This window comes from Neorhizobium alkalisoli, from assembly GCF_007829835.1.
GTDB lineage: Bacteria > Pseudomonadota > Alphaproteobacteria > Rhizobiales > Rhizobiaceae > Neorhizobium.
The window spans coordinates 61606-85979 of the sequence record NZ_VIWP01000009.1 but is presented as its reverse complement, the minus strand read 5'-3'; the positions used below and the strand labels follow the sequence as shown (position 1 = coordinate 85979).

Genomic DNA, 24374 nt, shown 5'->3' with positions numbered 1-24374 from the left:
TACCCCGGACCGAGAGAATGAATTCTAAGTATGACGGTGTCGAGGTGTTACTACCGGAGCTCTCGAAGTTCCGGGAAGGGGACATCGTGCTGACTTTTAACGCCGCGGCTACGAGCTTCAAGGGAGCGGCGATATCGAACGCGATTACGAAAGTCACTGCGGGTCGCTACAGCCACGTTCTGATCTGCTCTTCGCCGCCGACCCTTATCGAAGCTATCGACGCGGGTGTCAGTACTCTGTCGCTCGCACGTTGTTTCGCGCACTCGCGTGGAAATATCCGGGTGCTTCGACATCGGAGATCTGAAATCGCTGCAAAAGCGGCCAGCTTCGCACAACTTGATGTCGGTCAAAGCTACTCGAAGAGGAAGGCCGTGTCGGCGATCTTTCCACAAGCCACACTCGCCTCCCTTGCGGACAATGGCATTTTTTGCTCCGCTCTCGTCGCGCAAGTCTATCAGCTCGCAGGCGCGGTCGAATTCAAAAGCTTAGCTGTCGCCAAGACAACGCCAGCGACGATCGATAACCTTGAAGGGTTATCGGACGTTACTGATGAGGTGTTCCGACCGCGGCTTGCGCCACGCAATATCGAGACGATGTCAGCCCTGGACGGTGATAGATCGCCAACGATTTCCGCACGTCAAACTGCTATCACAGGGCGTTACGCTAGAGATTTATCCCCGGCAGTAAAGGCGATAATCGACGCATATCCTGAGCTTGAAATGGGATTGCCCGGAGGTCTCTTCGGGATAATTCAATTCATCATGACCGCCCTGGACCTGACGGATGAGTTTCCAGCCGAAGAACGCCAACGTTTCCTCGCTACCGTTATCGATCTGGACCACGCAGCAGCGGAGTTGATTGCAAGGGGTGAGTTGAAGGAACTTATAGACGAGATAGTGGCAGCTGATGGCCTAGATCATGCGAAACTCATCGCCGAGTCCTTTGCCGTCGTTCCTGATATCGATGTCGAATGGCTCAAAAACTATGGCATGGTTTCCGAGCGGCAGCGGAACGCTCGGGCGACGGCCCTTCAAGGCTTTGTGGAATGGGGAACCCATCGCGCGAAAAGTGTGGCTGCCTATGTCGATCTCGAGCGCGGTATGACGGAATCGTTGGAACAGCGGGTCACGGTCGTGCGAGAAGTACTCGCGCGTCTATCTTGAAATTGATCCCGCGGCCTAAGCGCTTTTACCGTTTGTCAGAGAGGCGAATTCTTCTACGGTCAAATCCGGGACGGCAATCGCTTCTGGAGAACCGGCGCGGATGTCGCCGTTCCTGATCTCGGCACCGAAATCCAGAGAAGTGAGCTGCTCGATCTCGGCCACCGTCGCCACGAATTCGGAGACCCGCGCGATCTCCTCCTCGTCGGGGTAGGCCTCCGGGACGCCCTTCGCGAGCTTCTCCAGCACTGGCTTCTGGTCGGCGAGCAGCGCGACAGATCGGAGTCTGCCACCATCCGCCCAGACCGCGATCTTCCAGAACCGCATCGGGACCTTCGAGTCATGACGATATGCGGCGTCGTACTTGTCATCGAAAACGGGGCCCGCGAAGACGCAAACCCGCTTCCTGGTCGTGACCGCGTTCCGAAGGACGTATGTTTCCAAGGCTCGCCAACGGAGCTTTCCCTTTGCTCCTGGCCTGTCGTCCGCGCTGCCTTGATTGAAAAAGCCCAGTTGGGGCGCGGCGTTGGTGTAGAAGAAAGTATCCGCCTCCGCCGCGAGAGCCTCGGCATCCGCACCCCATGCGGGATCGCCACGCATGATGATGTGGCCCTTCTGGAATATCCGGGCCGTGCGCTCGGCCATCGCGCGCGCGTATTCCTTCTTGGCCTGCGCCGAGGCGTTCTTGCCGGGGTATACGGGCTTCTCGTAGCCGGGGGCGTTCTGGTTCTCGTAGTACGGCCTCGCCATCTGCTCTTCTGCGTCGACACGCGGGTCAGGCTGGAAGGCGTCGGATGACTCTGCCCCGGCAGGCACGAGATCAAGCTGCTTGAGCGAGGGATCGTGCGTTATCTCCTTGGTCTCGCGGCTCACGGCCACCGTTCGCCCGCCATCTATGTTGCATGCGGTGAACGACGCCAGACGGCGCTCGCTGTTCATGAAGATCGAGAAATGGGTGTAGCGAAGCTCGTGCGGATCGTCTCCCGCTTGGGCCTGCTTGTTCTTGGCCAGCACGTAGGGGAGGCCGGACATGCCGGGAAGCGGAACGACAAAGCCGGGGATGAAGCCGGGTTCGTATCCGCCTCTGTCGGAAAAATCGAGCGGCGCGCGGGCGACTTTCTCGGGTCCCGGCCGTGGCGGTGACGCCGTGACGACGGGCGGAGCCGGGGGGACGTTCGGGCGTGCAGAGAAGAGCGGAGCGCGCACGCTGATCTCGATCGGAAAGACCCAGGTGAGAGAGCCGTCTTCGCCCAACCGCGCGCCCGGCGTCGCTTCGGTTGCGGCCGCATGCACGCTCTCGCTCGCGACAGCGGATACGGGCCCGGTCCTCGGAGCGCCCTTCCATATCTCCACCAGCTGGCCGAGGGGAGCCGACATAGTGCCACCTGCCGCGACTTTCAGGCCGAGGTCTTTCACGATCGCGCTGATGCGTATTCCTTCGTTTATATCGCGCCGGAGCGGTTGGCCGTTCGCGTCCGTCACCTCGAGAAACGGGCCGCCCCAGTGGTGCAGCGCGATCGCCTCCCATTCGTTGTTGCAAACCAGGGCACCGGAAGAGCCCTGGTCGGTGTCTGCCAGATAGTGGAGGACCTGGACGGTCTCGTCACGGGAGACGAGGTTGTTCTCTCGGACCACGATCTGCTTGAGGCCGCCGAGCGGATGCTGGACGATATTCGCTATTTCGCCGAGCGCGTGCTTGTCCGAGGCGTCGGACAACGGGATGTATCCGAATTCCGTTATCGCGCGGCCACCGGACAACCTGTCGCCGATCGCGATCAGCGTGTAGTCCAGCCCTTCGACCGGATCGCTGACGAACAGCTTGCCGGGGGCAAACGAGAAAGCGGTCACTGGACGCTGGCTGCCGTCGTCATCCGATTCGTAGTCGAACTGGACCTGCATACCGCTGGCCAGCGCCGCGGACTTTATAACGTGGTTGTTCGTCAGGAAGACCCCGGGGCCGACTAGAAAACCCGTTCCCTGCGCCGCTCCAGTGCCCCAGACGACCCGGCCCACGGTATCGGCGGCGCGTCGGCCGCGAGTGAGGAACTCGACCCCGGTGAAGTCGATGGTGGGACCCTGCATCGCCTCTGCGCCGCCTGCCATCCTGGCATCGTCGTCGTACCTAGCAGCGGTCTCGATGACCTTGGAGACCGCGGTGGCGTCGCGGATCGACATGCTTGTCTTGCGCGCGATCCGTTTCACCAGCCGCTCGGGACTGGTTTCCGCGCCAAGAGGGTTCCCGGCGGCGATCTGCCTTAGGGAATGCTCGATTTCACCGGAATTTCTTAGAATTCTAGCTTTGACGATCGCGTCAAGCTGCGTGTCGATAACCTCATCCACCATCTGCGCCCCCGAGCAAATAAGCGAATACTTACATCGTCCCACGACACGCGTGTGTCATGCCTACGGTACTCGCTTTTGGTGCGCGTTCAACGGCTTTTTTTCTTAGCGATACGTGACGATTCCCGAGTTGCTTTCGGAGCCAGCACTGAAATCCAGCGCTGGCTCCACGGCGCGCAGACGGCTAGCCGCCCTGCTTGAGCTGGATAAAACCGATGCCCTGTCGGGTAGGAGCCTCCTGCCTGAGCGTCTTTACCATATCCTCGTACTCGCGCTCCACTTCCGGGGTCACCGACGGACGCGTATCGTGGAACGCCCGTTCGAAGTCTTCGGCGCGCACCTCAGTCACGTCGATATTCGAACGCAATGCGAGAAGTCCGGCACGCCTCGTCAGGTCTTCGAGGTCTGCCCCGGTGAAGCGTTCGGTTCGCTCCGCGAGAGCGTCGAGGTCGACGTGCGACGCAAGGGGCATTCCCTTGGTGTGGATGCCGAGGATTTTCCGGCGTCCCTTTGCTTCCGGCACGGGAACATAGACGAGCTCGTCGAAACGGCCAGGCCTCAGGAGCGCGGGATCGAGAAGGGTCGGCCTGTTCGTCGCGGCCAGGACGACGACACCTTGAAGCTCCTCGAGCCCATCCATCTCGGCGAGAATGGTGTTCACCACGCGCTCCGTCACCGCCGGCTCGCCGAGGCCGCCTCCGCGGGCCGGGGCCAGCGAGTCGATCTCGTCGATGAAAAGGACTGTCGGGGCGACCTGACGCGCCCGCTCGAACAAACGGGATACCTGCTGTTCGGACTCGCCATACCACTTCGAAAGCAGGTCCGAGGATTTGGTGGCGATGAAGTTCGCTTCGGCTTCGCGGGCGACCGCTTTGGCCAGCAGCGTTTTCCCGGTTCCGGGCGGCCCGAACAGCAGAAAGCCCTTGGCGGGACGAATGCCGAGACGCTTGAAGGACTGGGGCGACTTGAGGGGGAGCTCGACGCCTTCTTTGAGCCGCATCTGGGCGTCGTCCAGACCTCCGATGTCGTCCCATGTGACGTTCGGAGCCTGGATCATGATCTCGCGAAGAGCCGACGGCTGGATACGCTTGAGCGCGCTGAGGAAGTCAGCCTGCCCGACACTCAGGTTCTCGAGGATTTCGGAGGGAATGCCATCCCGGAGATTGATGTCCGGCAGGATGCGCCTCAGGCAATCCATCGCGGCTTCGCGGGCGAGAGCGCCGAGGTCGGCACCGACGAAGCCATAGGTCGTCCTTGCGATCTCCTCCATGTTCACGTCTTCCGCAAGAGGCATGCCGCGGGTGTGGATGGCGAGGACCTCCTGGCGACCCTTCTGGTCCGGGACGCCGATAACGATCTCGCGGTCGAAGCGGCCGGGCCGCCTTAGGGCCTCGTCGATGGCGTCACGGCGGTTGGTCGCCCCGATGACCACGATATTCTGACGTGGCTCCAAGCCGTCCATGAGGGTGAGCAATTGGGCGACAATCCGCCGTTCGACTTCGCCGGACACGTTTTCCCGCTTGGGCGCGATCGAATCGATCTCGTCCACGAATATGATGGCGGGCGCGTTCTGCGAGGCTTCCTGGAATATCTGCCGGAGGCGTTTCTCCGATTCACCGTACTGACTGCCCATGATCTCGGGCCCGGCGATATGGTAGAAGCTTGCCTCGGTCTCGTTGGCGACGGCACGGGCCAACAGCGTCTTGCCCGTGCCCGGCGGGCCGTGGAGAAGCACGCCCTTGGGGGGATCGATACCGAGACGCTGGAACAGTTCCGGATGCCGTAGAGGCAGCTCCACCATCTCGCGTACCTGTTCGACCGCGTTGCCGAGCCCGCCGATGTCATCGTATGTGACGTCGGCGCGCCTGGCATCCTTGGGTTCCTCGAACTGTGGGCGGAGTTCGACCTCCGTCGTCTCGGTCATCTGGACGATGCCGCGCGGCTGCGTTGACACCACGACCAGACGGATTTCCTGGAGACCATAGGTCGGAAGATCAGCGAAGCCCCGCATCGCCGCGCTCATGCGGGGATCGCCCGATCGGACGCGCTGCTGGACGGAGGTGGATATGACGTCGCCGGCGACCATCGGGCGCTGGAAGAACGTTCGCCGCAACGCCTCGCCCGAACCCTGCAGCCTTAGGTTCTTGACGGCCGGGGCGAGCACGACGCGGGTCGCAGGCTTCACGTCCGCTTTCTTGACTTCGATAAAGTCACCGCTCATGGCCCCGGCATTGCCGCGCTGCAGTCCATCGAGGCGAACGATGGCAAGGCCTTCGTCTTCTTCGTAGGAGTCAATCGCGATGGCCGCCGTGTGCCGTTTGCCGACCAGCTCCACGATCTGGCCTTCAGATATGCCGAGCGAAGCCATCGTTTGGCGTGGAAACCTCGCGAGCCCGTATCCAGCGTCCTGGGTCTGCGCATTGGCGACCTGCAGCTTGAGTGTTTTGTCATCAGGTTCCAGCAAGGGACCTCTCCTTTATACTTTGATTGACTGCATGAGGTGCTGTCAGCGCTTGGCGACGGGCTTCCCGTAGAGTTCGGGCATATCGGCAATGTAGACGCGGGGTGCCGGGCTTGCCCTGAACGTCTCGCCGAAGGCGACGAGATACCCGAGCATGCCGACCATCAGGCAAAGGATGAAAAGGATCATTGGCCCTGTGCCATAGCTGACCGAGGCGGGCTGATAGCTGTCTCTCATCGATTGTCTCCCTTTCTGGAGGTGTTGATGAGTGGAAGCTAAGATCGCCGCTCGGGCCGTTCTTGTATGAAATGGCGACGTGGAGATCGGGAGGTCTCAAGAGGGCAGGATTGTCCAAAAGCCCGATGCCCGGCCTGTGAGAGGGTCGTAAGATACAATCTCGCAGCCCCTTCCGCGGACAGAGTGTCCCTCCGGAAATACCTCGAGAGACAAGGCTCCGACCATGAAACCCAACCAAGCCGCCAGATCGCGGAAGCATGTGCAGTCAGCCATCTTCGCGACGTTGGCTACACTTTATTCCGCGTCCGCGACGTTTGGGCAGGACATGTCAGCTCCGCCTCCCGTCACTGTCGCCAAGCCCGTTGTCCGTGTCGTCACGGAGCAGGACGATTTCATCGGCAGGTTCCAGGCTGTCGAGGAAGTTCTTGTCCGCGCACGGGTCGGCGGATACCTCGACAAGGTGCAGTTTACCGACGGCGCGCTCGTCAAGAGCGGGGATCCCCTGTTCGTGATCGACCAGAGGCCTTTCGAGACCGCGCTCGAGGAGGCAACCTCAGCGCTGGAGGTCGCCAAATCGACGTTGACGTACGCCGAGGCCCAGTTTCACCGCGCGGAGACCCTTTCCACCAACGGCAGCCAGTCGATTTCGATACTGGACGACCGCCGACGCGAGTGGATCTCCGCCCAGGCGAATGTCCGGGGCGCTAAGGCAAGCGTGGACCGCGCCCAACTGGACCTTGGCTACACCCAGATCACCGCGCCGCTTAGCGGACGGATCGACAGGCATATGATCTCTCCCGGAAATCTCGTCCAGGCCGACCAGACCGAACTGACGACGATCGTTTCGCTTGATCCGATCGACTTCTACTTCGACGTCGACGAGCGCAGGCTCCTATCCTACGCCGCGCTTGCCCGAGAGACAGGGAAATCCCTGCAAGAAGGCGGCGGCGGGCTCGACGTGACCGTGACGATCGCGGACGGCACATCCAAGCCGTTCTCCGGGAAGCTGAATTTCTCCGAGAACAAGGTCGATAGCCAATCCGGCACCATGCGCGTGCGCGCCCGCTTCCCGAACCCCGATCTCGTGTTGCAGCCGGGACTGTTCGGAAGGATCGAGGTAGGAGCCTCCAAGGCCTACACCGCGGTTCTCGTACCGGACGAAGCGCTCTCGGCCGACCAGAACCAGCGGGTCGTCTACATTGTCGGTGCGGATGGCTCGGTCACCGCAAAGGCCGTGCGTACTGGACCTAAGCTATACGGTTACAGGGTGATCCGCGAAGGCCTCAAGGGTGACGAAACGATTATCGTCAACGGCCTCATGCGAGCTCGTCCCGGTCAGAAGGTCACGCCCAAGATGACGGAGCTTCCGCAGGAAGCCGTAGTTCTGGGAGCGATTCAATGAGGTTCTCGCACTTTTTCATCAGACGGCCCATTTTCGCCTCCGTCCTTTCCATCGTCCTGTTGATCGTCGGCGGTATCGCCTACTTCAACCTTCCCGTCGCCCAATATCCGGAAATCGCCCCGCCTACGATCGTGGTACGCACGTCCTATCCGGGCGCAGACTCCCAGACGATCGCCGAGACGGTCGCGACCCCGATCGAGCAGGAAATCAACGGCGTCGAAGACATGCTCTACATGTCCTCGTATTCGAGCGCCGACGGCGCGATGTCGATCACCGTGACCTTCAAACTCGGCACAGACCTCGACAAGGCACAGGTCCTCGTCCAGAATCGCGTCGCGATCGCCGAGCCACGCCTTCCCGAGGACGTTCGTCGTCTCGGTGTGACGACCGTGAAGAGCTCGCCGGACATCATGATGGTCGTCCATCTGCTTTCTCCGGACAGCCGCTACGACCAGCTCTACATCTCGAACTACGGCCACAACCGCATCCGCGACCAACTTGTCAGGCTCGAAGGGGTAGGGGACGTCACTCTCTTCGGCGAACGCGAATACTCCCTCCGAATCTGGCTCGACCCAGAAAAGCTCTCCGCGTACGGGATGACGTCAGGTGACGTCGTGCAGGCGTTGCGAGATCAGAACGTTCAGGTCTCCGGCGGTTCGATCGGTAGCCCTCCGGCCGCAGGTACGAACGCGTTCGAATACACCGTGAGAACCGAAGGCCGCTTCAGCGACGCGCGCCAGTTCCGGTACGTAATCGTCAAGTCGACTGATAGCGGCCGACTCGTCCAGCTCCAGGACGTCGCCCGTATCGAACTCGGTGCCAAGAACTACGTCACGAACAGCTATCTGGATGGCACACCGGCGGTGGGAATGGGTATCTTTGCGCGCCCCGGCACGAACGCGTTGGAGGCTGCAGCTGCTGTCCGCAAAATCGTCGAAGCCGAAGCCAAGAATTTCCCGCCCGGGCTCGAGTACAAGATTGTCTACGACCCGACCAAGTTCATCTCGGAATCCATCGACGAAGTCTACAAGACCATCTTCGAAGCGGCGATACTGGTCGCCATCGTGGTACTGGTCTTCCTGCAATCCTGGCGGACGGCACTTATCCCGATCGTGGCGATCCCGGTATCGCTGATCGGCACGCTCGCGTTTCTCCTCGCGTTCGGCATATCGCTGAACATGCTTTCGCTTTTCGGGCTCGTCCTGGCTATCGGCATCGTGGTCGACGACGCCATCGTCGTGGTCGAGAATGTCGAGCGAAACCTCCGTAGCGGCATGCCCCCGAGCCAGGCCGCTCACGTAACGATGGACGAGGTCGGGACCGCCGTGGTGGCCATCTCCCTGGTGCTCATCGCGGTCTTTGTACCGACCGCCTTCATCCCCGGTATCACCGGGCAGTTTTACAGGCAGTTCGCGGTAACGATTTCCGTTGCCACCGCCATTTCGGCATTGAACTCCCTTACGCTATCTCCGGCGCTCGCCGCGATTGTCCTGAAGCCGCACGAACATTCCAAATCAGCGGGTATGTTCAGTCGGGCGGGACAGTGGGCCGCGGACAGGTTCAACGGCGGCTTCGATCGTCTCAGCGAGGGATACTCCTGGATCGTCCGCAAGATGGTTCAGACGAAAGTCGCCCTGGCATGCTCGACTTTGGTGTTTCTCGCGTTGCTGGGAGGCACGTTCTATATGACGCAGATCGTGCCACGGGGGTTCATCCCGACTATGGACCAGGAGTACGCTCTGGTTGTTGTCCAGCTTCCGGACGGAGCATCGCTCAACCGGACGGACGACGTGGTCAAACGGGCATCCGCTATCATGAACAAGATGCCGGGGATCGCCCATACCGCTTCCTTTGCCGGGTTCAGCGGGGCGACCTTCACCAACGCGTCGAACCAGGGCCTGATTTTCGCGACCTTCGACCCATTCGAGGAGCGCCTCAAGAAGGGACAGTCTGCCGAGAAGCTTATCGCCCAGCTTTATGCGAACATGCAGTCGATCGAGGAGGCCTTTATCATCGCGATCCCTCCGGCTCCGGTTCGCGGGGTAGGCAACTCGGGCGGCTTCAAGATGCAGATCAAGGACCTGAACAACTCCGACATGAAGCGTATCCTGCCACTCGCGTACGAAGTGATGGCGGCCGCGAACAAGACCAAGGGACTGACGGGTGTCTTCACGACGTTCAGCGCTTCCAGTCCTCAATATTTCCTCGATATCGACCGCGACAAGGCGCGCTCTCTGAACGTTCCGATCCCGAACATATTCGAGGCTATGTCTATCAATCTCGGCACTTCTTATGTCAATGATTTCAATGCTTACGGGCGGGTTTATCAAGTTCGCGCTCAGGCAGGGCAGAATCACCGGATGGAGAAAGACGACATTCTGGCCCTCAAGGTCAGATCGGCCACGGGCGCGCTTGTCCCGATGGGCACACTTGTAGACATCAAGGACGTATCCGGCCCGTCGCTCGTTCAACGTTACAACATGTACGTCTCCGTTCCGATCCAGGGAAGCGCCGCACCGGGCGTCGCCACGGGAAGCGCGCTGGACGCGATGGAGCAGGTCGCCGCTAAGGTCCTGCCGCCGGGGACGAGCTTCGACTGGACCGAACTGTCGTATCAGGAGCGAAACACCGGAAATACGGCAACCTACATCTTCATCCTATCGGTCGTCTTCGTATTCCTGGCGTTGGCGGCCCAGTACGAAAGCTGGACGCTGCCGCTGGCGATCATATTGATCGTACCGCTGGCAATTCTGGCGGCGCTCGTCGGCGTCCATCTCAGAGGGCTGGACAACAACATCCTCGTACAGATCGGGCTCATCGTCCTTATCGGCCTCGCCGCGAAAAACGCGATCCTTATCGTGGAATTCGCGAGACAGGCACAGGACGAGGGTGAGACCGCGGTCGAGGCGGCCATCACCGCATGCAAGCTTCGGCTACGGCCGATCCTTATGACGGCGTTCGCGTTTATCCTCGGCGTCGTTCCGCTGATGATCGCAGAGGGTCCGGGCGCAGAGCTACGGCAATCGCTTGGTACTGCCGTATTCTCCGGCATGCTGGGCGTGACGTTCTTCGGATTGTTCCTCACGCCCGTTTTCTTTGTACTTCTCCGGTCACGTTACAAGCCGCGTCCGGCTGCCGAACAGGTAGTCAAGATCGCCGCCTGATCGATGCCGAATTCAAATTGACACAAGAAACGCCGATCCTCAGGGTCGGCGTTTCTTCTTCAAGCAAATAATACAATGCGGGATCATACAAAAACCTCTTCCCGCGAAATCGAATCTTGCAAGAAAACCGGAACGATTTGAGGCCTTATACATACAGGCGAGGCAACAAGGTCGACCTCCTCCTCCCAACGACCAGCCTCTCCGCGAAGGTGCCGTCACGCCTTCCAGTCGTAGTCCATCCGCCATGGCTGCGACTTTGCGATCCCTGCTCTTGGCCGCCCCTCCCAGATAGAGCAGGGATCGCCCCCTTCGCAGCACCGCTGCAGTTGGTGGGAAAATAACGAGTGACGTTCACGAGTGCAGGATTGTGCAATCCAGCAGTGATGGAGCCGCTATCCCTGATGTCGACACCGAGACCGTATTCCAGATGACGTCCGAAACCGGGACGAAAGTCGGAAGCTCGAAGCGGCCCGGTGTCTTTTGGTTTCAAGCGCGGAAAGGCAAGGCAATGAAACGTTGGCGGAACTACATTATAGGGATCTGTTCCATCGCGGTCGCAGGTCTTGTCGGCGCGGCCGCATTCTTCTTCTGGCCCCACTCGCTTCCGCAAGTGCAGGCGAGCAAATCCCAGCCGACAGGGAGCGAGCTGATCGCCCGCGGTGAATATCTCACCGTCGCCGCGGACTGCGCGGCCTGCCATACCACCAAAAGCGGCAAACCTTTTGCCGGCGGCTTGGCTTTCAAACTCCCGTTCGGAACCATCTATTCGCCGAACATCACGCCTGACAAGACTGCCGGGATCGGCGACTGGACCGATGCCGAGTTCGTTCGGGCAATGCGATCCGGCGTCGGGAAGCATGGCGAAGACCTATATCCTGCCTTCCCCTACAGCTCCTACGCCCTTCTCTCGACGGACGACATACTTGCTATCAAGGCCTATCTGATGACGCTCGCTTCGGTAGCGGACCCCGCACCGGAGAATTCTCTTGCTTTCCCCTTTAATCAGCGACCGCTGATGAGAGGTTGGAAGTTTCTCTTCGTGCCGTGGGGCCCATTCCAGCCAGATCCCGGCAAAGACAAGCAGTGGAACGACGGCGCATATCTCGTTGAAGCGCTGGCTCACTGTGGAGAGTGCCACACCCCTCGCGGGCTCATGTTCCAGAGAAAGCAGGGAGTCGCCCTGTCCGGAGGCGACGTTGATGGCTGGAAAGCTTGGAATATCACGTCGGACAAGGACTACGGCCTCGGTAACTGGAGCGACGAGCAGATCGCGGATATGTTGACCGCCGGCCATGCGAAAGACCGTGGCGTCGCCGCTGGTCCGATGCGCGAAGCCATCGACCTCAGCCTCAGCAAGCTCCCCAAGTCCGACATCGATGCCATCGTGGCTTATCTCCGCACCGTTCCGGCCGTGTCGGGCGATGCCGATCACAAGGCAGCGCGCCGCAAGGAGGAAGAGTTGACGGCCGGCTCGACCCCGACATCCGCCAGCCTACAGGCAGGCAAGGATATTTACGCCGGGGCATGCGCCAGTTGCCACGGTTGGAATGGCGAGGGCCAGTTCAATCCCCATGCCGCTATTCTCGGCGGACACGCTCTCGCCGACCCGACGGCCAGCAACGTCGTGAGGGTCGTCCTGCAAGGATCGTCCGACCATGCTTCCGCTCCCGGGAAAACGATGCCCTCGTTCGCCAAAACCTATACCGACGCCGAGATTGCCGCACTGGCGAACTACGTGGTCGAACACTTCAGCGGACGCAAAGGGACGGTTACCGCAGAGCAGGTTTCCGAAGCGCGTTGATGCCGGCGATTGGCGAATGGGAGCCGCGAGCCTTTGCGCGGCTCACGACACAAACCCTCTGCTGAGTGGACGAGCGCGATGAAAGCACAGGATTCAATCGTTGAACACAGAGCACCCAAGGCCGAATTCGTCACTGACGCTCCGGTTGAAATACTTCGCTACGCAAGTACCTCTTTCAAAAAGGGCATACCGGTCGCGCTTGTGACACTCGTCGAAATCCGGGGAGGGGCGGCCCGGCCTCTCGGAGCACAGATGACGGTTCGCATCGACGGTCTCTATTGCGGATTCGTTTCCGGCGGATGCACGGAAGCAGCCGTCGCCGCCGAGGCTATCGAAGCCCTCAAGACAGGGCATGACCGCTACCTTCTACTGGGCGAAGGCTCGCCGTTTTTCGACATTGTGCTGCCGTGCGGCGGTGGCATCCGACTTTCGATACACGTCATCAAGGCCATCGAGCCTGTAGATGAAGTGCTTGGGCAGCTGGTCCTCCGCCGAGAAGCGAGGCTGCTCTACAGGCCGGGTGCGGAGGAGATCGCCTGTGTCGGGTCAACGCAGACGGGGTGGCAAGCTGAAGGCTTTTCGAGAGTTTACAGGCCATCGACCCGACTGTTCATTTCAGGCAACGCCTTGGAGGCGAGCGCCCTTGCCAATGTCGCCCGGGCCGTTGGATACGAGGTTGACCTGGTGGGCAGGGCCTACGACCGATATCTCTGGGATGTTTCTCCTGACAGATATTCGGCGGTAGCACTCCTCAGCCACGATCTTGCCGCCGAGCTGCCTGCACTCGATGCCGCTCTGAAATCCTCGGCGTTCTACATCGGCGCGCTGGGTAGCCGTCGCACACATGACAAGCGCAAGCAGGCGCTGAGGAACCTCGGCTACGACGACGCGGAAATCGCGCGGATCAAGGCTCCCATCGGGATGTTTGACAAGGCCAGGGACGCCGCGTCGCTCGCGGTATCGGTCATCGCAGATGTCGCCGCGCTCGCCGCCGTCGCTCACGAGGCGAGCCAAAGGCCTGTCCGCCTAGTGTGACATGCGTGCCCCTTCCCCCCGGCAGGATTATTCCGACCGTGACCTTTTGGCGAACCGTTCGGCCCCAAGGCCTGCGTCCGTTCGTGCTCAGTCCCCCGGCTTCTTTTCCAGAAGTCCGATCGCGATCGACATGAAGTCGTCCAACGACCGTCGATCGTTCATAACCTTCATTCTGAGAACTGTCCCTTCCCAGCTATTGATGAGGAAGCGCGCCATTTCTGCAGGTTCAAGACCCGATTTGATTTCGCCCAACTGCTGGCCTTCGGCAATGACCTTCGTGAGCAGGTCCGCCCAAGTCGAGAGCGAGTCTCTAAGCGCTTCCCTGAGGAGAGGCACGTTTTCCGAACTCTCCGCCGACAGGTTGCCGATCAGGCACCCTTTATCGAAGCCGTCCTTCTCGTACCTCGAGATGAAAAAACCAAAGTGGTCCTTGATCCGTGTGAGCGGGGAGAGGGCAGCATTAGACAATATTTCGCGCTTGGACGATGCGACATATGTCTCCAGCACTTCGAGAGCGAGACCTTCCTTGGTCTTGAAGTAATTGTAGAAACTGCCTTTCGGGACGCCGGCTGCATCGACGATCTGCTGGACTCCGCACGCGCTGTAGCCAAGCGCATGGAAGCGGTCCTGGGCGGCGGTGAATATCTTGTCTCTGGTCGTTACGGCCATGAGTTTCTCCTTGGGCCCCGGGATATGAACGGGGTGATACGAATTCAAGAGCGAACGGTCATCGAGTGACGAAAATAACTCGGTTGACATAATAATACGACCGGTCATATCTAATTGCAACATAAGACGACCGGTCATATTAAATGGTGACACAAACCGGAGACGCGTTGCCATGGCAGCCGATACCCAAAACAGAAATCTTACGCCGGCCTGGATAATGGCACTCGGCACTTTCGCCATCGGAACCGAAGGGTTCATGATCGTGCCGCTGCTGCCGAACATGGCTGCCGACCTGAAATTATCCATCGCGACACTGGGGACGCTCGTCACGGTGTTCACGCTTACCCTTGCGTTCAGTTCTCCAATCCTTACGACCCTGTTCGGCAGCGTGGACCGTCGACGTCTGCTGATTTCGACAATGGTGTTCTTCGCGCTTGCAAACCTGGTCGCATGGCAATCGAGCGGGTACTGGGGCATATTTGCCGCCCGGGTACTTCTGGCTATCGCGGCCGGGCTTTACACCCCCAATGCCAATGCGCTCATCGGAGTGTTGATTGCCCCCGAGAAGCGGGGCAGGGCACTTGCCATCGTCAATGGCGGCATGACCATCGCCATTGCGCTTGGGTTGCCGATCGGTTCGCTTGTAGGCAATGCGCTCGGTTGGCGCGTCACATTTCTTGGGGTTGGCATCCTCGCGGCTATAGCTGTCGTCGCGCTGATCTTTGGACTCGACCGATCGGTCGGGACGGGGATGCCGGTGCCCAGTCTTGCCGCAAGGGTCGCGGTTGCAAAGCGGCCGCCCGTACTGCTCGGTCTCGCTGTCACGCTGTTCTGGGCGATCGGAGCCTACACCGTATGGACGTACATCGCACCATACCTGACCTCAGTCGCGGATTTTGGACCGAACGGCATTAGCTTCATCGTATGCCTGTGGGGTGTCGGCTCGGCGGTAGGCGTATTCAGCGGCGGCACTCTTAGTGACAAGTTCGGCGCGCGGGCCGTGATGGGTGCAAGCCTGGTGGTACTGGCCGTAGCGTTCCTCACTCTGTCTTTCACTGCGTTCTTCCTCACTCCCTCGCAGGCCATCGTCCCGATCGTGATTTCTGTCGCCGTGTGGGGCGTGACTGTCTGGGGCTTCTTCCCGGCCCAGATATCGAACCTGATCCATGTTGGCGGGCAGGCCTCGGCTCCGGTCGTACTCTCGCTGAACGCATCGTTCATGTACGGCGGCTTCGCCATCGGAAGCGCCATCGGTTCTTTCGTCGTCGCTCACGGACAGGTCGCCGACCTCGGACTGGCTGCCGCTCTTGCTGAGGTTATCGGCGTCATCCTGCTCTACGGCTTCGCAGCCAAATCGGCATCGCGCGACACGTCGCTTGCTCGCTGAACCTCGGAAGCTTCGACAAAACCCTTCCTCCAAACCAATCAACCCCAAGGAGAATGACCATGAAACTGACCGGCAACACGATCTTCATTACAGGCGGCGGCTCCGGTATCGGACGCGGCCTGGCCGAGGCCTTCCACAAGCTCGGCAACCAGGTGATCATCTCGGGACGCCGCAAGGCGAACCTTGACGAGACCGTCAAGGCGAACCCCGGCATGGCCGCCTACGAGATGGACATCACCGATCCATCGAACATCGAAGAGGTCGCGGCAAAGATCGTCGCCGACTATCCGGCGTTGAACGTGTTGTTCAACAATGCGGGTATCATGCCCTTCGACGACGCGGCCAAGCCGATCGACGAAAAGACGATGCAGAACATCGTCACCACGAACTTCCTCGGCCCGATCCGGATGACGTCCGCCCTGATCGAGCACCTCAAGAAGCAGCCTTCGGCGGTCATCATCAACAACACCTCCGTGCTGGCCTATGTGCCGCTGGCCTACAACGCTGTCTATTCCGCGACCAAGGCGGCGCTCCATTCCTTTACGATGTCGCAGCGTTTCACGCTTCGCGACACGTCTGTGAAGGTCCATGAAATCGCTCCGCCGTGGGTCGACACGGACCTCGTCAAGAAGAGCGGCGATCCGCGCGCGATGCCGCTCGATGCCTTCGTGAAGGAGACGATGGAGAAGCTCGCGACCGACAACGAGGACATCTACGTCGACGCCATCCAGATGCTGCGCGACAATCCGGGTTCGAACGAGCACGAATTCGTCTTCCAGTTCAACGAAATCATGGTCAAGGAGCCGATTCCGGTCTGATCCGGAGCGGAACGCGCGGCGGCCGCCTTGCGGCCGCCGGACACACTGGCCCGAGAGGACTCAAGATACGACGCCCGTAACGCGGCGCTTCCAAGAGGACATACCAATGAGCTACAGACTTCTGGTCGATGGTGAACTGATTGACGGGGCAAAGAACGTCGCGGTCATCAACCCCGCGACTGCCAGGGAATTCGAGACGGCCCCGCGCGCGGACGCGGCGATCGCGCTTAGAGCGATCGCGGCAGCGAAGAAGGCATTTCCCTCGTGGGCGGCGCTGGGTTACGAGTATCGTTCCGGCTACGTTGAAGCCTTCGCCGCCGCCCTTGAAGCTCGGGCGTCCGAGTTCTCCCGCCTTCTCACCCTCGAGCAGGGGAAGCCGCTTCCGCAGGCGGAAGCCGAAATTCGCGGATCGGTCGCAGCCCTCCGGTTCTTTGCCTCTCAAGAGATCAAGCCGCGTGTCATCCGCGACAATGAACAGGAATACATCGTCGAGCAACGCTATCCGCAGGGTGTCGTTGCCGCGATAACGCCCTGGAACTTCCCGATGTCGCTCCTGATCTACAAGGTCGGCGCGGCGCTGATGACGGGCAATCCGGTTATCGCCAAGCCCGCTCCAACGACTCCGCTTACGACCCTGCTGCTGGGGGAACTGGCTGCGGCGATTTTCCCGAGCGGGGTATTCCAGACTTTAGCGGATACGAATGACCTTGGACCGCTCCTCACAAGTCATGAAGACATTGCTCATGTGAGTTTTACGGGCTCCACGCCGACAGGCAAGAAGGTCTTGGAAAGCACGGTGAGCACCCTCAAACGCTTTACGCTGGAACTGGGTGGCAACGACGCCGCCATCGTTCTCGACGACGTGGATATCGATAAGGTCGCCCCGGCGATTTTCCGGGCTGCCACGCTCAATGCCGGGCAGATCTGCTACGCCACCAAACGGGTCTACGCGCCCAGAAAGCTGATCGAACCGCTTACCGAAGCCCTGGTCGCGCTCGCGAAGGACGCCAAGGTCGGAGACGGCCTGGAGCAGGGCACCACGATTGGTCCAATTCAGAATAAGATGCAGTACGACAAGCTGCAGGGTTTCATCGAGGATTCGCGCCGCAATGGTCGTATCGTTGTCGGAGGAGACCAGATCGACGGTGACGGCTATTTCATCAGGCCGACGATCGTGCGTGACCTTGCGAACGACGCACGCCTCGTCAAGGAAGAGCAGTTTGGTCCGGTTCTTCCGATCCAGGCCTACGATGACGTGGACGGAGCGATCGCCGAGGCGAACAGTGTGGAGTTTGGTCTGGGCGGCGTAATCTGGACCGCCGATGTCGCAAGGGGCATCTCAGTCGCCTCCCAAGTCGAGAGCGGTACCGTTTGGGTGAATCAGCATATGGCGCTCCCGTATGACGTCGCATTTGGCGGCGCGAAGCAGTCCGGTATGGGCCTGCAGAACGGTATCGAGGGCATGGAAGACTTCACGCAGCGCAGAGTTGTCAATGCGCGTAAGGCGGCCTGACCGCTCTCTACGAAAGTGTTCGTTGGCAGCGACGCCGCCAACGAACACGTTATTCCCCGCGTCTGAGGTACAATGCCTTGAAGCTGTTTGCGCATCCGGGAGCCAGCTCCTTTTCAGTTCATCTTCTGCTCAGGGAAACAGAACTCCCCTTCGATCTGGAAATCGTGAACGTCACGGAAAAAACCACAGCCTTTGGTGGCGACTATCGCGAGATAAATGCGAGAGGAATGGTCCCGGCGCTGGAGCTTGAGGACGGCACGGTTCTGACCGAAAACCTCGTCATAGCGCAGTACGTGTGCGACACGGCAGGTCGCATCGATCTTATGCCGGCTCCGGGGACAAGGGAACGGTTTGAGGTGATGGAGTGGCAGAGCTTCATCGCGGCAGAATTGCATAAGGGAACGTCCCCGCTTTTCTGGCCTCTGGACGAGGACGCGAAGTCATTCGTGCGGAATAGAATTTCGTCGAAATATCGCGTTGTCGACGACGCTTTGTCGAGGAAACCGTATCTTACAGGTTCCCATTTCACCGCAGCCGATGCCTATCTCTTTCCGATCTTGAGCTGGGCCCTGTTCTTCAAGCTCGACCTGTCAGACTTTCCCAACATCAAGGATTTTCTTCGGCGGGTGGGCAAACGACCTAGTGTGCTAGCGGCTTTGGCAGCCGAGGGTCCCGGTTTGATATCGATCTTGTGCGACGAGCCGTTGGCTACGACACAACGCGGCTCGGCTCCGAGCGTAGCCCTTCAAGCATAGGCATGCTCGAAGGGCGTTGAAAGGTAAGCGCCGTCCCCCTCACACCTTGACCTCGATCATTTGCCGCTGGTCAAGAGATATCAGTGACGAATTTTTAGATCATGACATCGGCAGCCGACCCGATATTTTTGCGCAGCAGAGACGCGTCCTGTCTGGGTGGTCGTCCGAACAAACGGGAATACTCCCGGCTGAACTGAGATGCACTTTCATATCCCACCTGAAACGCCGCGTGAGCCGCGTCTGTATCGGCCGCCAGCAAGCGGCGAGCGGCGTGAAGACGAAGCGTCTTCTGGTACTGGAGTGGGCTTGTGGATGTTGCTTCCCGAAAATGCCGATTGAAGGAAGGAATGCTCATTCCTGACCGCTCGGCGACCTCTTTAATCTCTAGCGGTTGGTCGAAGTGCTGGCGTATCCACTCGATTGCCTGCCTTATTTTAGCAAGTTTTCCCTCTTCACGCCCTATCTGGCGGAGCATCGGCCCGTGCGGACTTTGCAGAAGCCGATACATTAGCTCCCGTTCGCGCGATGCTGCCAGTACGGGTATGTCCTCAGGTGTGTCGAGCAAGGCGAGGTAGTTGTCCCAGGCTTCGAGAAGCTGACGGGATGCCGTCGCGACACTAAAGGCTGAAGCGCCCCTGTTCGTTGAACCGGCGGGCGTGTCGGCAACGAGGGCGTTGAAGGCATCCTTGTCAATCGTCAGACTTGTTGCGATGTAGGGGCTGATGCGATTTCCTTCGAAGACGTAGCGTGTCGTCGGTAGTTCAACGAGCGACGCAAAACAGCTTCCGGCCTCGTAGCGAAGCATTTTCTCCCCGATCAGCATCTGCTTTGCGCCCTGCAGGACAAGACACACGCCCTGCCCACAGGTCCCTGCCGTCGGTGCTGAGCCGTCCGAGACCACCCCGATGCCAACGCGTGGAATCGCCGTCCTCATCCTGATCCCATCGGTGTGCCGCAGAACTCGGTCGCGCATCTTTTCCAGCAAGTCTTCCATGCCGTAGCTGTGACATGCCTCTCAGCGACTTGCAATGATCTGATCCGATTGGGCAAGTATAGGATCGAATTTGGCACGCGATCAGCATCGAAAACCAACATATTAGGCAAGTTGAGACGGAGCAATCGCCCCGTTTGCTTTCATGAATTGGACGATTAGATGACAAAAACGTTTGGTGCGAAATCAACCACCGACGAGGTTCTTGACGGTATCGACCTGACGGGGAAACGCTACCTCGTAACAGGTGTGTCGTCAGGTATAGGCGTGGAGACGGCCCGTGCCTTGTACGCGCATGGTGCTCAGGTGGTCGGGACGGCCCGCAATCTGGACAAGGCCCGAGCGGCAACAGACAAGGCAGGCTTCAACGTCGATCTGCTTGCGGTCGATCTGGCGGACCTGACGAGTGTCCGCGCGGCCGCTGACAAGCTTGTGGCCGACGGCATCTTATTCGATGGCGTAATCGCGAATGCGGGTGTCATGGCCACGCCTTTCGGTCACACGAAAGACGGTTTTGAAACCCAGTTCGGGACGAACCATCTGGGCCATTTCGTGTTCGTCAACCGGATCGCATCTCTGATCCGCGACGGCGGCCGCCTCGTGACGGTCTCCTCGAATGGCCACCGCTGGGCGGATGTCGATCTTGGCGACCCGAACTTCGAAAACCGAACCTACGATCCATGGGTTAGCTATGGCGGTTCGAAGACGGCCGTTATCCTCTTCGCCGTAGAGTTCGACCGCCGTCATCGTGGTCGCAGTATTCGCGCGACCTCCCTGATGCCGGGCGTGTCCCATACAAATCTAGCGCAGCATCTGTCGCAGGATGACCTTGCGGTGCTTGGAAAGAGGATCGCAACGGAACTCGCTTCGGCTGGCCAGACATTCGAGTTCAAGACGATCCCTCAGGTCGCTGCAACGTCCGTCTGGGCCGCAGTGGTTGCCGATGGCGAATCGGTCGGTGGCCATTATTGCCAGGATTGCCAGATCGCGCCAGTTGACGACGCTCCTGGAATTCGTATTGGGGTGATGTCCTATGCCCTTAATCCTGAACGCGCCAAATTACTTTGGACAAAAAGTGAGGAGCTTGTGGGAGAACGCTTCTGATAGGTGGATGGCATCGGTGAAGGTTGCTCTCGGTCGGTGCCTTCATTGCTCATGACCGAATTTGGGCGGCACGTTTTTACGTAGTCGGATGGCTCCATGGCAAGAGACCGTCAATCCGGCTTTGCTTATGACAGTTAACAATGGCGGTGAGCGTGGCGGTCAGATAGGCAAGTGGATCGACGGCGTTGAGCTTGCAGGTCTCTATGAGCGACGCGATGGTCGCCCAGTTCTCGGCACCGGTGTCGTGTCCAGCGAAAAGAGCATTCTTGCGATTGAGAGCAATCGGCCGGATGGTTCTTTCAACGGTGTTGTTGTCGATCTCTATTCGACCGTCAGTCAGGAAGGCGCGGAGTCCGTCCCAATATTTGGCGACATAGGAGAGTGCTTCGCCCAGAGGCGACTTGCCAGCGACACGGGCGCAGTGATGGACAAGCCAGGCGTGCATGTCGGCGACCAGCGGCGTCGACCGTTCCTGCCGCCCGGCAAGGCGAGCCTTTGGATCGAGGCCACGCAGTTCGGCCTCGATCCGATACAGTTCACCGATCCGTTTGACGCCTTCCTCGGCAATGGATGACGGTCCGTTACGTGTGATCTCGACCAGCTTGCGACGTGCGTGTGCCCAGCAATAGGCAAGCCGAATGTCTGCATCGTTGAAAGGACCGTAGCGGTACGTGACTTCGGTGATTCTATTCGTCGAGGAGCCCGCGCGCCATATCCATGTCCGGTATCGGGCGGCTGCACTCGAATTTTTTCAGCACAGATTCGAGATCGCTTCGGGCCGCGCGCATTTCCCGCGCTTTGGCGAGCCTGAAAAGACAGACGGCAGATCTGAGCTCCCAGAACGCCGCTCCCATTGCGCGGGAGAGCCTCACCGCCTCGTTAAGCAGTTCCGACGCCGCGGCGCGATCCCGTTTTATCAACGATACCGCCTTGAGCCTCAGCAATTCCGGTCTACACCAACCGGCGTCGCCGGCAAGCGCTCTATCCAGTGCTGCGGGAGAGGCCCTGCATCCCGCGAGTATCGTCATGTACTCCAGCCTCATGCCGACACCTTCGAAAAGAGCGCGCTGAAGCTCCGATTGAGCCACGTCGGTCTGGGTATCCTGTGGAACGATGAGGTCGTACCCATCCACCCATTCTTGCCAGCGGACCAGCATATCCTTGGCGGCTATCCGTCTCACCGCGTCAAGTCTCGATCTGGCATCGGTGATGTCTCCGGCGAGATAGGCGATCGGTACGGCACTCAGAGACAGCATCAAGCAAGTCGATATCGAGTGTCCGAGGACCTCGGACTCCGCGAGCAAGTCGCGTATGCCGAGGAAGCTCTGGTCGATTTTCCCTTCCAGGAAGTCGATCATCGTCAAGACCGATTTCGCTATCGTACCCTGATCGTAACCCGTGCCGTAGTTTTGAGTCGTACGTACCGCGCGGCTGGCTTCCATCACCGAAATCTCCGCCTGCTCGCGCGCGGCGGAGAAGTCCCCGTGAAAGAGGTAGTTATGTTCGAGCAGCCTGCTAAAGCTCAACGCTCCAGGAAATCTGGACTTCAGGTCCTTCGCGATGGCGATGGAGTCGAGATAGCTACCATTCGAGCTCGTCACGGATGCTTTGCCTCCAAACGCCCTCATAATACGGGCCGGATTGCCGAGACGCTCCGCGATGGCGATCGCACGTTCGAACTCCGCGATGGCTTCGTTATCGCTCTTGAAGCCGCGGGTGTGATATAGAGCGCTACCTCTCGCGATACGAAGTTGCAGCTCGATATCTGTACCTACGTGCTTGGTTGACGCCAGAAGCCTCAGCCCGTCCTCAATCGCTATCGACTGCTCGCTCATGGCCCCTAGCTGAACCCAAATCACATTGGAGATAGCGACAAGTTCCACCGCGAGCTCAAGGTCCCCATCAGGCGAGCGCGCCCAGTCCAGAGCTCCGCGAAGATCGTTGATCAGCGAGCCATACCGCAGAGTCCAGTCGCTGGTGGGCAGCGAACGCCAGTCGTACTCCGCTCTCAGGAGTGCTTCGCGGCAAAAACGCGCGTGTGATACGCGATAGTCCCTTTCCAACTTGCTATCAGCCAGCTTTTCGACCGCATATCCCTTGGTAGTGTCTAAAAGACGGTACCTGCCGTCGGCGCTAGACACGGCCACAAGTGACTTGAGGAGCAAGCCGTCGAAGGCGTTGTCGAAGCGTTCCCCAGATAACCATTCACGCGCAACGGCCTCCGCGCCTTGATCCGAAAAGGTTCCCGGGAAAACCGCGATGATGGCGAAAAGCTCCTTCTCGTCAGTCTCCAGGCCTTCGTAGCTCCAGTCGAGGGTCGCCCTTAGTGTCTGCTGTCGAGGGGGCGCGGTACGTCGACCCCTACGCAGGATTGAGAGCGGGTTATCGAGCGAGCCGAGAACGCTTTTCAATCCAAGGCTGCTTACTCGCGACGCCGCCAGTTCAATCGCCAGAGGTATGCCGTCAAGGCTCCGGACGATCGCAGCAGCAGCTTGCAGGCTCTCGTCGTCCTCGAAATTCTCGAGGTCGGAGGCAAGCTTCACCGACTCCACGAAAAACTCCACTGAAGGGATAGACAGAAGCTCGTTGGCAGATACCCCGAAATCGGGGATGGGCAGCGAAGGCAGCTGCCGCACGCGCTCGCCTGCCAATCTCAGCGGCTCTCGGCTCGTCGCGAGTATCGTTACACGTGCGGTCGCCTTGAGAATTTGATCGGCTTCCACCGCGACCGACTCTATTAAGTGCTCGCAGTTGTCGAAAAGGAGGAGGACATCGCTGGACTGAAGGGAATTGAGGACTGCTTGCCGATGGTCATTTGTATAGAGGATCAGACCTAGCAGCGACGCCAACGTAGGCATCAGCAAGCGACCGTCTTTTAAGACCGCAAGATCTACAAAGACAACCCGCCTTGATGACTGGACACGAGCGGCGATCTCTAGCGCAACTGCGGTTTTCCCTATCCCGCCCGCGCCCGATATCGTTAGTAGCCTTGTCGATGCAAGCGCGGTCAAGCTCGCTTCGATGAATTGCTCGCGCCCGACCAGACGGCTCGCAAATCGTGGTAGGTTGGTGTCGAGAGGGATCGCCGGCGTCACGGGCGCGGCCGAGCCGGGCGCGGAGAGCTCTATAGGCGCGACAAAGACATAGCCTCGTCCCGCGATGTTCTCAATGTATCGCTGATCGCTATATTCACCGAGTGCCTTCCTGAGAGTCATCAGATGGACGCGTAACGCGCCCTCATCGACCGTCGTCGTGGGCCAGGCAGCTCTCAGCAACTCCTCCTTGGAAACGATTTCCCCGGCCTTGCCTACAAGCGCGACCAGCAAATCCAGCGCCTTCTTCCCAAGCTGATATGGTCTGCCAGACTCCGTCAATGTCTTGTTGACGAGATCGAGTTCAAAGGTGCCGAACTTGATAAGAGCCATCGTTGAGCCGCAGATACCGCCAGAATTCATTCCTATGACGGATATCACATCTGTCGACGCTCAAAGCAACGGGTGAGAGGATCTGGTCGCTCGCACGCATGTGTTACTGGAA

16 protein-coding genes and 1 pseudogene are annotated in these 24374 nt (G+C 59.6%); 10 read left to right on the top strand and 7 right to left on the bottom strand.

Annotation, left to right across the window (positions count from 1 at the left end; all coding sequences use genetic code 11):
* The first annotated feature begins 17 nt into the window (after positions 1–17).
* Complete coding sequence (locus tag FHW37_RS26190) at positions 18–1163, top strand: hypothetical protein (protein ID WP_145641747.1); 1146 nt, start codon at positions 18–20, stop codon at positions 1161–1163.
* A gap of 15 nt (positions 1164–1178) precedes the next feature.
* Here FHW37_RS26190 and FHW37_RS26185 read toward each other — a convergent pair whose 3' ends face one another.
* The 3 genes from FHW37_RS26185 to FHW37_RS26175 all read right to left on the bottom strand — a co-directional run bounded on the left by FHW37_RS26185 (position 1179) and on the right by FHW37_RS26175 (position 6198).
* Positions 1179–3503, bottom strand: a complete 2325-nt coding sequence (locus FHW37_RS26185; RefSeq protein WP_145641745.1) for a DNA/RNA non-specific endonuclease — start codon at positions 3501–3503, stop codon at positions 1179–1181.
* A gap of 181 nt (positions 3504–3684) precedes the next feature.
* Positions 3685–5964, bottom strand: a complete 2280-nt coding sequence (locus FHW37_RS26180) for a CDC48 family AAA ATPase (RefSeq protein ID WP_145641743.1) — start codon at positions 5962–5964, stop codon at positions 3685–3687.
* A 42-nt stretch (positions 5965–6006) separates the two neighbouring features.
* Entirely contained in the window at positions 6007–6198 is a 192-nt protein-coding gene (locus tag FHW37_RS26175; RefSeq protein ID WP_145641741.1) for a hypothetical protein, read from the bottom strand.
* Positions 6199–6421: 223 nt separating this feature from the next.
* Here FHW37_RS26175 and FHW37_RS26170 point away from each other — a divergent pair, with 223 nt between their 5' ends.
* From FHW37_RS26170 to FHW37_RS26155, 4 genes are all read left to right on the top strand, one after another.
* A complete protein-coding gene (locus FHW37_RS26170; protein ID WP_145641739.1) occupies positions 6422–7600 on the top strand; it encodes an efflux RND transporter periplasmic adaptor subunit in 1179 nt (392 codons plus the stop codon).
* Entirely contained in the window at positions 7597–10764 is a 3168-nt protein-coding gene (locus FHW37_RS26165; RefSeq protein WP_145641737.1) for an efflux RND transporter permease subunit, read from the top strand. Before FHW37_RS26170 ends, FHW37_RS26165 begins: the two co-directional genes overlap by 4 nt.
* Positions 10765–11191: 427 nt before the next feature.
* Positions 11192–12565, top strand: a complete 1374-nt coding sequence (locus tag FHW37_RS26160; protein WP_246690915.1) for a c-type cytochrome — start codon at positions 11192–11194, stop codon at positions 12563–12565.
* Between the two features lie 78 nt (positions 12566–12643).
* A complete protein-coding gene (locus FHW37_RS26155) occupies positions 12644–13600 on the top strand; it encodes an XdhC family protein (protein WP_145641736.1) in 957 nt (318 codons plus the stop codon).
* A gap of 87 nt (positions 13601–13687) precedes the next feature.
* Here FHW37_RS26155 and FHW37_RS26150 read toward each other — a convergent pair whose 3' ends face one another.
* Positions 13688–14269: a TetR/AcrR family transcriptional regulator gene (locus FHW37_RS26150; RefSeq protein ID WP_145641734.1), complete on the bottom strand. Its 582-nt coding sequence runs from the start codon at positions 14267–14269 to the stop codon at positions 13688–13690.
* A 172-nt stretch (positions 14270–14441) separates the two neighbouring features.
* On the opposite strand from FHW37_RS26150, the gene FHW37_RS26145 reads away from it, so the two are divergent.
* From FHW37_RS26145 to gstA, 4 genes are all read left to right on the top strand, one after another.
* Positions 14442–15656 carry an MFS transporter gene (locus FHW37_RS26145; protein WP_145641732.1) on the top strand — a complete coding sequence of 405 codons (1215 nt, stop codon included), beginning with the start codon at positions 14442–14444 and terminating at the stop codon, positions 15654–15656.
* 59 nt (positions 15657–15715) lie between these two features.
* Positions 15716–16474: an SDR family oxidoreductase gene (locus FHW37_RS26140; RefSeq protein WP_145641730.1), complete on the top strand. Its 759-nt coding sequence runs from the start codon at positions 15716–15718 to the stop codon at positions 16472–16474.
* A 106-nt stretch (positions 16475–16580) separates the two neighbouring features.
* Positions 16581–17987, top strand: coding sequence for an aldehyde dehydrogenase family protein (locus FHW37_RS26135; RefSeq protein WP_145641728.1), 1407 nt, complete (start codon positions 16581–16583; stop codon positions 17985–17987).
* A 77-nt stretch (positions 17988–18064) separates the two neighbouring features.
* Positions 18065–18742, top strand: coding sequence for a glutathione transferase GstA (gstA, locus tag FHW37_RS26130; protein WP_145641726.1), 678 nt, complete (start codon positions 18065–18067; stop codon positions 18740–18742).
* Between the two features lie 94 nt (positions 18743–18836).
* On the opposite strand, the gene FHW37_RS26125 is transcribed toward gstA, so the two are convergent.
* A complete protein-coding gene (locus FHW37_RS26125) occupies positions 18837–19736 on the bottom strand; it encodes an AraC family transcriptional regulator (protein WP_145641724.1) in 900 nt (299 codons plus the stop codon).
* A 159-nt stretch (positions 19737–19895) separates the two neighbouring features.
* Between FHW37_RS26125 and FHW37_RS26120 the strand changes: the two genes are divergently transcribed.
* Positions 19896–20837: an SDR family NAD(P)-dependent oxidoreductase gene (locus FHW37_RS26120; protein WP_145641722.1), complete on the top strand. Its 942-nt coding sequence runs from the start codon at positions 19896–19898 to the stop codon at positions 20835–20837.
* A gap of 76 nt (positions 20838–20913) precedes the next feature.
* Here the strand turns inward: FHW37_RS26120 and tnpC are convergent.
* Positions 20914–21480, bottom strand: a pseudogene (gene tnpC / locus FHW37_RS26115) (IS66 family transposase); the annotation flags it as partial.
* A 43-nt stretch (positions 21481–21523) separates the two neighbouring features.
* Positions 21524–24262: a winged helix-turn-helix domain-containing protein gene (locus FHW37_RS26110; protein WP_186458398.1), complete on the bottom strand. Its 2739-nt coding sequence runs from the start codon at positions 24260–24262 to the stop codon at positions 21524–21526.
* Positions 24263–24374 lie beyond the last annotated feature (112 nt).